Source organism: Streptomyces sp. NPDC048182 (genome assembly GCF_043202555.1).
GTDB lineage: Bacteria > Actinomycetota > Actinomycetes > Streptomycetales > Streptomycetaceae > Streptomyces.
Window position 1 is genome coordinate 171,562 of sequence record NZ_JBIDAQ010000008.1, and the last position, 13,444, is coordinate 185,005.

Consider the following 13,444-nt stretch of genomic DNA (forward strand, 5'->3'; position numbering starts at 1 on the left):
CGGGGGGGGGGGGCGGGGGGGGCGGGGGGCCGCGCGGGGGGGGGGGGGGGGGGCGCGCGCCCCCGCGCGCGGGGGGGGGGGCCCCCCCCCCCCCCCCCCCCCCCCCCCCCCCCCGCCCGGACCTCCGCCCCGCGCTCAGACGTCCTGGCCGTTGCCCCCGCCGCCGGCGGACGACTTCTCGATGCCGCGGGTGATCTCGTCGATGACGGCCGCCGTCTGCTCCTCGTCGACGCCGAAGCGGACGACGACGAGGGACTCCGCGCCCGCCGGGGCGGGGAAGGCCAGCGACTCCACGATGCCGTCCGACCCCTTGCTGGTGACCGCCTTCCAGCGCACCAGCCAGCCCCGCTGCCCGGCCACCGTCACCGCCTTGGAGGCCAGCACCTGGTGCGAGGTGATCCCGCCGTACGACTTGCCGCCGTAGGACTCCTCGGCGTTCGCCGCGATGTCCGCCTTCGCGACCTCCTGCGCGGTGGTGCCCTTCGTGCCCAGCGCCTTCGCGGGCGCCGAGTAGGCGCCGCCCTTGGTGCAGGACGCGGAGGCGTCGCCGGGGCACGGGTAGCTGTCGTCGGACGTCACCGCGGCGCCCACCGACAGCTGCGAGCCGCTCCAGCCGTCCGGCACCGGCAGGCTGATGCCGCTGACCGGGTCCGGCACGGGGCCGCCGTCGCTCTTCGGAGCGTCCGGGGTGTCCGGCCCGGCCGACCGTCCCGGCCCGTCCTGCCCGCCCGGGGTGCGCGGCTCCGCCCGCCGGGAGTCGGCCCGGTCGCCCTTTCCGTCCCCGTCGGTCAGCAGGGTGGCGCCCACGCCGATGCCGGCGAGCACGACGACGGCCACCACGCCGGCTATGACCAGCCGTGCGGTGCGGCGCCGCGCCGGCGGCCCCGGGTGGCCGGGGTAGCCCGGGTGCACGGGGTAGGGGCCGTACGGTCCAGGGGCCGCGACCGGCGCCCCTGGCTGCGCCCCGGCCTGCCCTGCGGGGCGGACCTGCCCGGTCCACGCCGTCCCGTCCCACCATCGCTCGGTGGCGGGACCGTCACTTGTCTGCCCGGGGTCCGGGTACCACCCGGGAGGAGTCGCGTGCGTCATGGGGACACCGTAGGAGGCGTCGGTGAAAGCGGCATGAGAGGCCCCCCGGCTGACGGCGGGTCAGGAACACGTCGCCGCTGATGGTCGCGGCGTGTCGGGGCGCTTTACCGTATGTGCTCCCGGACGGCAACCACTGCCCCCGGCACGCCCCACGCGGGCGGTCGGCGGGCTAGGCTCGACCCGACGCCGTCCGGGCGACTTGGGGAGGTAGCGGGATGACGGAGGTACGGCCCACGGCCGCCTCGGCCGCCCTGTGGGAGCGCGACGACGAGGTCGCCGCCATCACGCGGGCGATCGACACCCTGTGCGCCGACCGCTCGTCACCGGGCACCCTGCTGGTCTGCCAGGGCGAGGCCGGGCTCGGCAAGACCGCCCTGCTGGCCGAGACCCGCCGTGTCGCCGAGTCCCGCGGCGCCACCGTCTGGCAGGCGCGCGGCGGCGAGACCCTGCGCTCCGTCCCCTACAACGTCGTGCGGCAACTGCTCCAGCCCGCCCTGGTGTCCATGCTCCCGGAGGAGGCCCGCGAGTACCTGGGCGACTGGTACGGCATCGCCGGACCCGCCCTCGGCATCGCCGAGCCCGGCGAGGGGCAGGCCGACCCGCAGGGCGTGTGCGAGGGCCTGGTCGCCGCGGTGTGCCGGCTCGCCCACCGCGAGTGGCCCCTGGTCCTGCTGATCGACGACGCCCACTGGGCCGACCTGGAGACCCTGCGCTGGCTCACCGCGCTGTCCGGGCGGCTCACGGAGACCTCCGTCCTCGTCGTGGTCGCCCGCCGTCCCGGCGAGGCCACCGGCGACCGGGCCCGCCACCTGGAGGAGATCACCGCGGCCGGGCTGCCCCTGGCCCGGCTCACCGCCCTCACCCCGGAGTCCACCGCCGGGCTCACCCGGGCCGCCCTCGGCGCCCACGCCGACGCCCCGTTCTGCCGCGAGGTGTGGGCCGTCACCGGCGGCAACCCCTACGAGGCCGTCGAACTCCTCGCCAAGGTCCGCGACAGCGCCCTCGACCCGGTCGAGGCCCACGCCGGCGAACTGCGCGCCCTGAACAGCTCGGCCCGCGGCGGCGGCCTCGTCGCCCGGCTGACCCAGCTCGGCATCGACGCGACCCGGTTCGCCTGGGCGGCGGCCATCCTCAGCACCGGCATCACCGTCGACATGGTCTCCGGTCTCGCCACCCTCCAGCGCGTGGACGCCGCCCGCTGCGCCGAACTCCTTCGCAACGCCCGCATCCTCGCCGACGCCGACCCGGAGGCGCGCGGGACGACCGACGGCGAGCTGGAGTTCCTGCACCCGCTGATCGCCACCGCCGTCTACGACTCCATCCCCACGGGGCTGCGCCGGGCCATGCACGGCATCGCGGCCGAACTGGTCACCGACCGCGGACTCGGCGCCGCCGTCGCCTCCCGCCACCTGCTCCACGTCCTGCCCGACAACGACCAGGACATCGTGTGGCAGTTGCGGGACGCCGCCCGCGAACACCTCGCCGTCGGCGCCCCCGACGCGGCCCGCCGCTGCCTCGAACGCGCCCTCGAGGAACCGCCGTCACCCGACACCAAGGCCCGGGTCCTCTACGAACTGGGCTGCGCCACCCTGCTCACCCGGCTCGACGCCACCATCGGCCACCTGAGCGAGGCCCTCGCCATGGACGGCCTCGACGGCGACCAGCGCGTGGACGCCGTCTTCCGGCTCTCCCAGGCGCTGCTCCACAACGACCAGCTGGACCAGGCCCTGCGCACCGTGGAGGCGGAGGCCGCCCGCAACCCCGACCCCGCGGCCCGACTGCGGCTGCAGGCCGTGCAGTTCATGTGGGAGGGCATACACGCCGGCGAGACGCCCTCACCCGGCCGCTCCGCCCGGCTCGCCGAACTCGCCTCGTCCTGCACGGGGCGGGACAACTCGGAGCGGGCCCTGCTCATCCTGCGCGGCTTCGACGCCATGACGCACGGCGAGAGCGCCGAGGAGGTCGTGGAGTACTGCGACCGCGCCCTGGTCAACGGCCGCCTCGCACCCGGACTCGGCTGGACCGACACCGAGTGGGGCCTGGAGCTGCCGATGATGCTGGCCAGCGCCTACGCGTACACCGACCGCCTGGACCGCGCCGAGGCGCTGTTCACCGAGGCCCTGCGCGCCTACGAGAGCGCGGGTTACGGCGGCGGCCACCTCTCCCTCGCGTACGCCTATGTCGGGCTCGGCCACCGCAGGCGCGGCCGGCTGAAGGAGGCCGAGCGGTCCCTGCGCGAGTCGCTGCGCATCGCCGAACGCGTCGGGCGCGGGCTGCCGCTGTACTGGTCGGCCACCTGCAACCTCGTCGACACGCTGCTCGCCCGCGGCCACGTCGAGGAGGCCGCCTCGCTCGCCGACCAGTACGGCTTCGCGCCGCCCTACCCGTCCACCATCGTGCTGCCCGACCCGCGCTCGGTCCGGGGCCGCCTGCTGCTGGCCACCGGCCGCACCGCGGAGGGCGTGAGCGAGCTGGAGGCCGCCGAGAAGGCCGCGGCGGCCCGCGGCCGGCACAACCCGGTGGTCGTCCCCTGGGCGACCGACCTGGCCCGCGCGCTCGCCGCCGAGGATCCCGAGCGGGCGGCCCGGCTGGCCGCCGACGCCCGCCGCCAGGCCGAGCGCTTCGGCACCGACACCGCCATAGGGGAGGCCCTGCGCTGCGCGGCGGCCCTGGAGAGCGGGCCGCGCGCGGTCCGGCTCGCCGCCCAGGCCGTCACCTATCTGGAAGCCTCGCCCTGCCAGTACGAGCACGCCGCCGCCCGCGTCGAACACGGACTGCTCGCCGGCTCGGCGGCCGAACTGGAACGCGGCCTGGCGCTCGCGGAGTCCTGCGGCGCGGACGGCCTCGCGGACCGCGCCCGCACGGCGCTCCTGACGGTCTTACGCGTTAGACGTCACTCCGTCGCCGCGAACACCACCCACACCTGGCCCTTGGCGAAGTTCATCGGTGTGCCGTCCTCGGCGGTGAACGCCGTGCCGTCCGCCGCCGCGCCGCGCTTCCAGCGCGCCGCGAGGCTGCGGCCGTCGCGCAGCACCTCCGCGCTTCCGGAGCCCACCGACTCCACGTAGGGCGAGGCGTTGCCCAGGAAGTCGTGGAAGGCGGAGTCGCGCACCCGCACGTGCTGCACGACGACGGTCGCCGGGGCCAGCCGTTCGCCGTCGGACGTGGTCGCCGGGGTGCCGTCCAGGGAGACCAGCCAGCGGTCGCGCTCCGGCGACCAGGTGACGCCGAAGGACGCCGCCGGGTAGCGGACCGTGCGGGAGGCCGTGGGCCTGCCGCCGGCGGGGGCGTCGCCGTAGCGGAAGCCGGTGGTCAGGGCGGCCCGGCCGGCCGGCGCCGGGAGCAGCCGGGCGGGGTGCAGGAAGAGGTTGTGCGGGGCGGGCCGGTCGGCGTCGCGGCCGTAGGCGTCCGAGGACTCGTCGGCCGGCTCGGCCCGCAGCGGGGCCCGGTCGATCAGCGGCAGCAGCTTGTGCTGGGCGCCGGAGAAGGCGAGCGTCGGCCGGTCGAACTGGCGCAGCAGCTCCAGGTCGGACTCCCGGGCGCTGCGCACCGGTCCGACCGCCGCCGGCAGCCGCGTGGCGTACAGCGCCATGAGCCGGCTGAGGCCGCCCTCGACCGGCTCCGCGTAGACGACGTCGGCGGCGTCCAGGCCGGTCTGCGGTCGGGCCGCGCCGACGTTGTCGACCTTGACGGCGAGCACCGAGCCGGTGGCGGTGGGCTCACCGCCTGGATCCCGCGTCTCCGGCGCCCGGGTCGGCGTGGCCGGGGCCGGGGCGCGGCCGTCCTGGTCGGGGCCGGGCCCCGAGGTGCAGCCCGCCGCCAGTGCCCCCGCCATCGCCGCGGTCAGCAGCACCCGTACGGCACCACCCCGGATGTGCGTTCTCTGTCGCATACCGACCACCTGTCCGCCCGTTCCTTGGCATAGATTGTGCGCTTTTGACAGCAAGCAGTGCCATACCCGACGGAATCTGATAATGCACCCGGTATCCGCTGTTCGGCCCAGTCACAGCGGTTCGGCGGGTGACGCCCGGGTACCCGGCCGCCACACCGGAGGGAGTGCGTGGCGATGAAGGCAGTGGTCTGGCAGGGCAAGCGGGACGTACGGGTGGAGGACGTGCCCGATCCGGCGATCCAGGAACCCACCGACGCGGTCGTCCGCATCACCTCCACCGGGCTGTGCGGCTCCGACCTGCACCTGTACGAGGTGCTCACGCCGTTCATGACCCCGGGCGACATCCTCGGGCACGAGCCGATGGGCATCGTGGAGGAGGTCGGCCCGGAGGTGACGGACCTCAGGCCCGGCGACCGCGTCGTGGTCCCCTTCCAGATCGCCTGCGGGCACTGCCACATGTGCGGCAGCGGACTGCCCACCCAGTGCGAGACCACCCAGGTCACCGGCGAGGGCATGGGCGCCCAGCTCTTCGGCTACACCCGCCTCTACGGCGCCGTGCCCGGCGGCCAGGCCGAGTACCTGCGGGTGCCGCAGGCCCAGTTCGGGCCGATCAAGGTGCCCGAGGGGCCCTCGGACGACCGCTTCGTCTACCTCTCCGACGTGCTGCCCACCGCCTGGCAGGCGGTCGCCTACGCCGATGTGCCGCGCGGCGGCACCGTCGCCGTGCTCGGCCTCGGCCCGATCGGCGACATGGCCTGCCGGATCGCCCTCGCCCGGGGCGCCGGGCGGGTGTTCGGCGTGGACCTGGTGCCCGAGCGGCTGGCCAGGGCCGGGGCCCGGGGCGTGGAGACCTTCGACCTCACCTCCTTCGACAGCGAGAAGGAGCTGATCGAGGCCATCCGCGACCGGACCGACGGCGGGCGCGGCCCGGACGCCGTGATCGACGCGGTCGGCACCGAGGCGCACGGCGGCGCCGCCGCCAAGCTCGCCCAGACGGCCGCCGGCGCGCTGCCCCGCGCCCTCGGCGGCAAGCTCGCCGAGCGCTTCAGCGTGGACCGGCTCACCGCCCTCTACACCGCCATCGACCTGGTGCGCCGCGGCGGCACCGTCTCGCTGAGCGGCGTCTACGGCGGCCAGGCCGACCCGATGCCGCTGCTCACCATGTTCGACAAGCAGCTCCAGCTGCGGATGGGCCAGGCCAACGTCCGGCGCTGGAGCGACGACATCCTGCCGTACCTCACCGACGAGGACCCGCTCGGCGTGGACGACTTCGCCACCCACCGGGTGCCGCTGGCCGAGGCGCCGCACGCCTACGAGATGTTCCAGAAGAAGCAGGACGGCGCGGTCAAGGTGCTGATGCGGCCCTGAGCCTCCTGGGCGGCCCTCAGCCGCCGCCCAGGATCTCCGCCAGGTCGTAGCGCACCGGCTCCTCCAGCTGCGCGTAGGTGCAGCTCTCGGGCGTCCGGTCCGGGCGCCAGCGGCGGAAGCGGGCCGTGTGCCGGAAGCGGGCGCCGTTCTCCATGTGGTCGTACGCCACCTCGGCCACCAGCTCCGGTCGCAGCGGCACCCAGGACAGGTCCTTGCGGCCCGTCCAGCGGCTCGGCGCACCCGGCAGCCGCGCCGACTCGTGGGCCGCCTCCTGGGACCAGGCGGCCCACGGGTGGCCCCGCACGTCGTCCATGCGCAGCGGCGCCAGCTCCTCGATCAGCTCGGCCCGGCGCTTCATCGGGAAGGCCGCGCTGACCCCGACGTGCTGGAGCGCGCCCCGGTCGTCGTACAGGCCGAGCAGCAGCGAGCCGACCACCGGGCCGCTCTTGTGGAGGCGGTACCCGGCCACGACGACGTCCGCCGTGCGCTCGTGCTTGACCTTGAACATGGCCCGCTCGTCCTGCCGGTAGCGCAGGTCCAGCGGCTTGGCCACCACGCCGTCGAGGCCCGCGCCCTCGTACTCCTCGAACCACCGCCGGGCCACCTCGACGTCCTCGGTGGCCGGCGCCACGTGCACCGGCGCCGTCACCCCCGCCAGGGCCGCCTCAAGGCGGGCCCGCCGCTCGGACAGCTCCGCGCCGAGCAGGGACTCGTCGCCGAGGGCCAGCAGGTCGAAGACGACCAATGAGGCGGGCGTCCGCTCGGCCAGCGTGCGCACCCGGGAGTCGGCCGGGTGGATGCGCTCGCTCAGCGCGTCGAAGTCCAGGTGGCCCTCCCGCGCGATCACGATCTCGCCGTCCACCACGCACCGCTCCGGCAGCCGCTCCTTCGCCGCCGCCACCAGCTCGGGGAAGTACCTGGTCAGCGGCTTGCCAGTGCGGCTGCCCAGCTCCACCTCGTCCCCGTCGCGGAACACGATCGCGCGGAACCCGTCCCACTTCGCCTCGTAGTGCATGCCCGGCGGGATGGCCGCCACCGACTTGGCGAGCATCGGCTTCACGGGCGGCATGACGGGGAGGTCCATGAGCCGACTCTAGGAGTCGGCGACCCGTTTCGCCTGATGTGCGAGGTACGTCCACCGCGCCTACCGTGGCCGCATGGCGGAAGCGGTGGAACTGGAAGTGGCCGGGCGCACCGTCCGGCTGTCCAACCCGGGCAAGGTCTTCTTCCCGGAGCACGGCTACACCAAGCTGGACGTGGCCCGCTACTACCAGGCGGTCGCCCCCGGCATCCTGCGTGCCCTGCGCGAGCGGCCGACCACCCTGGAGCGCTACCCCGACGGCGTCGGCGGCGAGTGGTTCTACCAGAAGCGCGCCCCCAAGGGCATGCCCGACTGGATCCCCACCGCGCACATCACCTTCCCCAGCGGTCGCAGCGCCGACGAGATGTGCCCCACCGAGCAGGCCGCCGTGGTCTGGGCCGCCCAGTACGGCACCCTCACCTTCCACCCCTGGCCGGTGCGGAGCGCCGACGTCGACCACCCCGACGAGCTGCGCATCGACCTCGACCCACAGCCCGGCACCGGCTACGAGGACGCCGTGCGAGCCGCCCACGAACTGCGCCCGCTCCTGGAGGAGTACGGGGTGCGCGGCTGGCCCAAGACCTCCGGCGGGCGCGGGCTGCACGTGTTCGTGCCGATCGAGCCGCGCTGGACCTTCACCCAGGTGCGGCGCGCGGCCATCGCCGTCGGCCGGGAGCTGGAGCGGCGGATGCCGGAGCACGTCACCATCAAGTGGTGGAAGGAGGAGCGCGGGGAGAAGATCTTCGTCGACTACAACCAGACCGCCCGCGACCGCACCATCGCCTCCGCCTACTCGGTGCGGCCGCGCCCCGGCGCCCCCGTCTCCGCGCCGCTGCGCTGGGAGGAGGTGGCCGACGCCCGCCCGGCGGACTTCGACATCACGACGATGCCCGCGCGCTTCGCCGAGGTCGGCGACGTGCACGCGGACATGGACGACCACGCCTACCCCCTCGACGCCCTCCTGGAGCTGGCGGCGAAGGACGAGCGCGACCACGACCTGGGCGACCTGCCGTACCCGCCGGAGTACCCGAAGATGCCGGGCGAGCCCCGGCGGGTGCAGCCGAGCCGGGCCAGGAAGCAGTCCTGACCCGGCCCGGGATCTCTCAGTACGGCCCTACAGGTCCTTGACCCGGACGTCCCGGTAGGAGATGACGTCCGTCGTGCTGTGCACCTGGAGTCCGAGGTAACCGGCCGCCCAGCGCCGCCCGTCGGTGCCGGGGTCGTCCGAGCGTGCCGGGTAGAAGTCCTGGCCGCCGATGTTGTCGAACTCGTTGATCAGCACGCCGTTGCGGAAGACCGAGAAGTGCTGGTCCACCACCCGGATCTCGTAGTCGTTCCAGGTGCCCTTCTGGGTCACCTGGGCGCCGGCGAGGCCCACCCGGTCGAAGCCGTAGATCGAACCCGACTTGTACATGTCGCCGCTCGGGCTGTCGAACGCCTGGATCTCGTGCCCGTACTTGATCGCCGCCCACTCCGGGCGCGGCTCCTCGGGGTGGTCGTGGATCTGCGGGAAGCGCACGAAGATGCCGCCGTTGGCGTTGGCCGTGCCCGGGGCGTCGTCCCGCCACTGGAGCTTGAGCGAGAAGTCGCCGTAGGTGCGCTCCGGGAACCAGAGCATGCCCAGGCCGTCCTTGGTGGTGCCGCTGGTGATCGAGCCGTCCGCGTTGCGCGTGAACGAACCGCCACCCACCTGCTCCCACTTGGCGAAGGTGGCCGGGTCCTCGCCGAGGATGGTGCGGTAGCCGTCGGTCTGGCCCGGCGTGCCGATGCCGGAATCGCGGGCCGCCTGCTTGATCGCCTTCACCTCGCGCTGGTCGATCACGCCCTCGGCCTTCAGCGCGGCCGTGACCTCACCCACGTGCTTGACGAAGAGCGCCTGGGACGTCCACTCCTTCTCGTCCTCGATCAACTCGTTGATCCGGCACCGGTTGTCGGTCACCCGGTTCGGCACGCCCGTGTCGACCGTGCCGACGATCACCGTCAGCCGCTCGTCGTACTCCGGGCAGCCCGGCGCCGGCACCCCGCCGCCGGAGACCACCGAGTAGCTGACGCTCAGCGACGCCGAGGTGTTGCCGGCCTTGTCCTTCGCCCGGTAGGCCACGGTGTGCCGCCCGGCCCGGTCGACCACCACGGGCGCGCTGTAGGCCAGGTACGGGCCGGCGTCCAGGGAGTACTCCACCCCGGCCACGCCCGAGCCGCCCTCGTCGGTCGCGCTCACGCTGACCTCCGCGCGGCCGACGTACGCGCCGGCGGAGTTCTTGGTGCCCTTGACGGTCGCGCCGGTCACCGGCGGCGTGGTGTCCTGCGGCGGGGCGGCCACGACGGTGAACTGCACGCTCTTCTCCGCCGCCGCGTTGCCCGCCTTGTCGGTGGCCCGGTAGCGCACGGTCTGCGCGCCCACCTGGTGCACCATCACCGGCCCGGTGTACGGCTGCCAGGCGCCGTCCGAACCGATCGCGTACTCGATGGTGTTGACGCCGGAACCGGTGTCGGACGCGGTGACGGTCACCGTCGCCATGTCGAGATAATTGCCGTTCGCGTCCTTCTCGCCGCTGACCGTGGCCGAGGTCTCCGGCGCGGTGGTGTCGTCGGTCGGCGGAGCGGCCACCGTGAAGGTCTCGCTCTTCTCGGCGGCGGCGTTGCCCGCCTTGTCGAACGCCCGGTAGCGCACGGTCTGTTCGCCGACCTGGTCCACCACGACCGGCGCGGTGTACGGCTGCCAGGCGCCGTCGGCGCCCACCGCGTACTCGACCCGGTCCACGCCGGAGTCGGCGTCGGTGGCGGTGACCGTGACGGTCGCCGAACCGACGTAGTCGCCCTGCGCGTTCTGGGTGCCGGTCACCTTCGCCGAGGTCTCCGGCGCCGTGGTGTCGTCACCGCCGCCGCCCTCGGTCACCGTCAGCACGCCCGTCATGCTGGTGTGGCCCGGGATCGTGCAGTGGTAGAAGTAGCGGCCGGGGGAGAGGGTGACCTCGGCGGTGTGCTTGCCGCCCTGGTCGTCACCGGGGTTGGCCAGGATGTTCAGCTGGACGTCGGTGTTGTACTCCGGGTCGCTGGTGCTGAAGGTCAGCGTGTGCGGCATGCCGGTGGTGTTGCCGGTGGCCGCGCTGTTCTCGAAGACGATGGTGGCCGGTCCGGCGACCGCCGTCTCCGGGGCGCTGCCGTACTTGGTGATGTCGTCGCCGGCCGTCCAGGTGAGCACCTGTGCGGCGGCGGCCTGTTCGGGCCGGTCCTCGCGTGCCCCGGCCGCCGACGTGGTCGTCTGGAGTCCGAGCACCAGCAGCAGGCCCGCCAGCAGGGCGGCCCACACTCTTCGCTTGCCTGTCACTGAGTCCCCCTCGCCAGCCGGCCGGCGGCCGGGGTCGGCCCGCCGCCCTTGTAGGTGACCTTCCACAGCGCCGACTTGGCGTCCGAGGTGAAGAAGCCGCGCCCGTAGTCGAGGACGTACAGCGCCCCGTCCGGGCCGAACTTCCAGTCCATCAGGTTCTTGATGCCGCTGTCGCCGACCGGCACGATCTTCTTCAGCGACTCCGAGTGCACCGGGATCCCGCCGTCGCCTTGCGTCCTCGGGTCCATCAGCACCGCGTTGCGCGGCTGGTCGGCGTCGTAGAAGTCGCCGACGAACCACTTGCCGTCCCAGTACTCGGGCCACTTCACCGCGCTGGAGTTCGCGGCGTCGTAGCGGTAGACCGGGCCGTCCATCGCCGCCTGGCCGCCGCCCTTGAGCCACGGCAGCTTGTAGGTGGCCTCCGACTCCTTGTACGACGGGACGCCGTTGGCGTCGCGCGGGTAGTCGGGGCCGCCGCCCTGCGGGGAGTACCAGATGTTGTTGCCGGTGACCGGCGGCAGGTTGACCAGGCCGTCGTTGTTCGGCGACTCGTTCTTCGGGTGGTCGCAGTCGTACCAGCCCAGCGGCTTGGTCGGGTCGGGCAGATTGCGGTCCCGGTAGGGCTGCTTGTTGCCCATGCAGTACGGCCAGCCGCGGTTGCTCGCCTTGGTGATCACGGCGAAGGTGTCGTACTTGGCGGGGCCCCAGGTCGTCGACGGGGCGCCGGCGTCCGGGCCGACCCAGCCGGCGTAGAGCGTGTCGGTGGCCTTGTCGACCGAGATGCGGGCCGGGTTGCGCACGCCCATCACGTAGATCTCGCCGCGCGTCTTGCCGCCGCCCTCGGCGGTCTCCTTGCCGGTGAACAGGTTGCCCTCGGGGAGGGTGTAGGTGCCGTCCTGCTCGGGGTGGATGCGCAGGATCTTGCCGTTGAGGTTGTGGGTGTTGCCGGCGGTGCGGCGCGCGTCGGCGAAGGAGACGCCCTTGAAGTTGGGCTGCGGGTTGTTACCCGAGTAACCGTCGCTGAAGCCGCTGGAGTTGTTGTCACCGGTGGCGATGTACAGGTTGCCCTTGGAGTCCCAGGCAAGCCCGCCGCCCGCGTGGCAGCAGCTGTGGATCTGCACCGGCCACTTCAGCAGCACCTTCTCGCTGGCCATGTCCAGCTTGCCGGTGGTGTTGTTGTAGGTGAACCGGGAGACCCGCCGCTCGGCCATGTGCGTGTCGCGGTTGATCTGCGAGTGCGGCGTGTAGTGCAGGTACACCCAGCCGTTCTCGGCGAAGCGCGGGTCCAGCTCGATGCCGAGCAGGCCCTCCTCGACCTTGGTCAGCTCCTCGCCGCCGCCCTTGTTGCCGAAGACGGTCAGCTCGCCGGCGAGGGTGACCTTCTTGGTCTTCGGGTCGTAGACGTGGATCTGGCCCTTGCCCTTGCCGACGTCCGGGTTGTTCCAGTCGGTGATCACCGGCTGGGAGGCGTCGGCGCCGCCGCGGCCGATGTAGAAGACCCGGCCGTCGGGCGCGGTGACCAGGCCGTGCGGCTCGCCGATCTGGTCGTTCTGCCCCGGCTGGTTGGGCTGGGTGAGCCGCTCCGCCTGGTAGTTGGCGGTGATGGTGGCCTTGCAGTCGGCCTGCGCGAGGCGGGTGGTCCACATCAGGGCGCCGCGCAGATGGGCGCGGAAGTCGGTCTCGTCGTACGACGACGCCGTGCCGCCCATGGCGGTGTAGAAGGACCGGCCGCCGTCGTAGTCCCGGCACCAGCTGACCGGGTGGTCGGTGCCGTTGGCGCCGGTGCCCGGCTGGTACGTCGACTCGCGGACCCGGGCGACGGTGTGCACCTCGCCTGAGGGGTTCTTCGCCCAGTTGAGCCACTGGTCGGGGCGCTTCCACTCCAGCGGCAGGTCCTTGGTGGCCGGGTTGCGCCGGTCGCCGACCTCCACGGTGGCCCGCTGCACGGCGGGCGCGGCGCCGGCGGCGGGGCGGGCGCCCACCAGGCCGGTGAACCAGTCCGAGTACGGCTCGGCGCGGGCCGCGTCGTGGACGCCGACGAAGCCGCCGCCCGCCTCCATGTACGCCTCGAGACCGGCCTCCTGCTCGGCGTTCAGCACGTCGCCGCCGCCGGTCAGGAACACGATCGCGTTGTACTTGCCCAGCTTGCGCTCGTTGGTGAAGACCGAGGCGTTGCCGGTGGCCTCGGTGGTGAACCGCTCCGCGGCCGGGCCCGTCTGCCCGATGCGCTCGATCGCCGCGATGCCGGCGTTCACGACGGGCGACTCGTCGCCGGCCGCGGCGGAGCCGTAGAAGACCAGGACGCGCACGTCGGAGCCGCCGGGCGGCGACTTGACGGACATCGTTGTCAGGGACGGATCCGGCGCCGGGCGGGCGCTGGCGGACGTGCCCGACAGCAGGCCGGCCGTGACGAGGCCCGCGGTCAGGGACGCGGCCCAGATCCGTCTGTGCCGGGCCTTGGTGCTCGATCCTCCGTGGTGCACGGGCATGTGATGCGATGTCAACCGCATGTGGTGACCCACCCTCCTCGGTCGCAGCGACAGCGCTGAGGAAGCTAGACCTCTTTGCACGGTTCGCCAAGAGGTATCACCAGGATCGACCGAACTTTGTCCTGAGTGTGGAAAAACCGGGAGGCGGCCGGTACCGTCCCACAGGCCCTGAGCCCATACCACTGTGGGGAGTTCGG

7 protein-coding genes and 1 pseudogene are annotated in these 13,444 nt (G+C 73.4%); 3 read left to right on the plus strand and 5 right to left on the minus strand.

What is annotated here, in order from left to right:
- Positions 1-135 precede the first annotated feature (135 nt).
- A complete protein-coding gene (locus tag ACGFZL_RS18115; RefSeq protein ID WP_393692778.1) occupies positions 136-1,089 on the minus strand; it encodes a DUF2510 domain-containing protein in 954 nt (317 codons plus the stop codon).
- A gap of 215 nt (positions 1,090-1,304) precedes the next feature.
- Between ACGFZL_RS18115 and ACGFZL_RS18120 the strand changes: the two genes are divergently transcribed.
- Positions 1,305-4,157, plus strand: a complete 2,853-nt coding sequence (locus ACGFZL_RS18120; protein WP_393692780.1) for an ATP-binding protein — start codon at positions 1,305-1,307, stop codon at positions 4,155-4,157.
- On the opposite strand, the pseudogene ACGFZL_RS18125 reads toward ACGFZL_RS18120, so the two are convergent.
- Positions 4,064-4,981, minus strand: a pseudogene (locus tag ACGFZL_RS18125) (DUF3048 domain-containing protein); the annotation flags it as partial. The gene ACGFZL_RS18120 and the pseudogene ACGFZL_RS18125 overlap by 94 nt on opposite strands.
- 174 nt (positions 4,982-5,155) lie before the next feature.
- Between ACGFZL_RS18125 and ACGFZL_RS18130 the strand changes: the two are divergent.
- Positions 5,156-6,349: a zinc-dependent alcohol dehydrogenase gene (locus ACGFZL_RS18130; protein WP_393692782.1), complete on the plus strand. Its 1,194-nt coding sequence runs from the start codon at positions 5,156-5,158 to the stop codon at positions 6,347-6,349.
- A 16-nt stretch (positions 6,350-6,365) separates the two neighbouring features.
- On the opposite strand, the gene ACGFZL_RS18135 is transcribed toward ACGFZL_RS18130, so the two are convergent.
- The gene (locus ACGFZL_RS18135) at positions 6,366-7,433 is read right to left on the minus strand and encodes an ATP-dependent DNA ligase (protein ID WP_393692784.1); all 1,068 of its coding nucleotides are present in this window, start codon (positions 7,431-7,433) and stop codon (positions 6,366-6,368) included.
- A 73-nt stretch (positions 7,434-7,506) separates the two neighbouring features.
- On the opposite strand from ACGFZL_RS18135, the gene ligD reads away from it, so the two are divergent.
- Entirely contained in the window at positions 7,507-8,517 is a 1,011-nt protein-coding gene (ligD, locus tag ACGFZL_RS18140) for a non-homologous end-joining DNA ligase (RefSeq protein ID WP_355170476.1), read from the plus strand.
- 27 nt (positions 8,518-8,544) lie between these two features.
- Here the strand turns inward: ligD and ACGFZL_RS18145 are convergent, their stop codons facing one another.
- Both ACGFZL_RS18145 and ACGFZL_RS18150 read right to left on the minus strand, forming a co-directional pair.
- Positions 8,545-10,740: an OmpL47-type beta-barrel domain-containing protein gene (locus tag ACGFZL_RS18145; RefSeq protein ID WP_393692963.1), complete on the minus strand. Its 2,196-nt coding sequence runs from the start codon at positions 10,738-10,740 to the stop codon at positions 8,545-8,547.
- Positions 10,741-10,754: 14 nt separating this feature from the next.
- Positions 10,755-13,184 (minus strand): ThuA domain-containing protein, encoded by a 2,430-nt coding sequence (locus tag ACGFZL_RS18150; protein WP_393692965.1) that lies wholly within the window; start codon positions 13,182-13,184, stop codon positions 10,755-10,757.
- Between the last annotated feature and the right edge of the window lie 260 nt (positions 13,185-13,444).

Bases quoted from the DNA above. Each gene is read 5' to 3' on its own strand.
- ACGFZL_RS18130 (WP_393692782.1), top strand. From the start codon at position 5,156: ATGAAGGCAGTGGTCTGGCAGGGCAAGCGGGACGTACGGGTGGAGGAC.
- ACGFZL_RS18135 (WP_393692784.1), bottom strand. From the start codon at position 7,433: ATGGACCTCCCCGTCATGCCGCCCGTGAAGCCGATGCTCGCCAAGTCG.
- ligD (WP_355170476.1), top strand. From the start codon at position 7,507: ATGGCGGAAGCGGTGGAACTGGAAGTGGCCGGGCGCACCGTCCGGCTG.
- ACGFZL_RS18120 (WP_393692780.1), top strand. From the start codon at position 1,305: ATGACGGAGGTACGGCCCACGGCCGCCTCGGCCGCCCTGTGGGAGCGC.
- ACGFZL_RS18115 (WP_393692778.1), bottom strand. From the start codon at position 1,089: ATGACGCACGCGACTCCTCCCGGGTGGTACCCGGACCCCGGGCAGACA.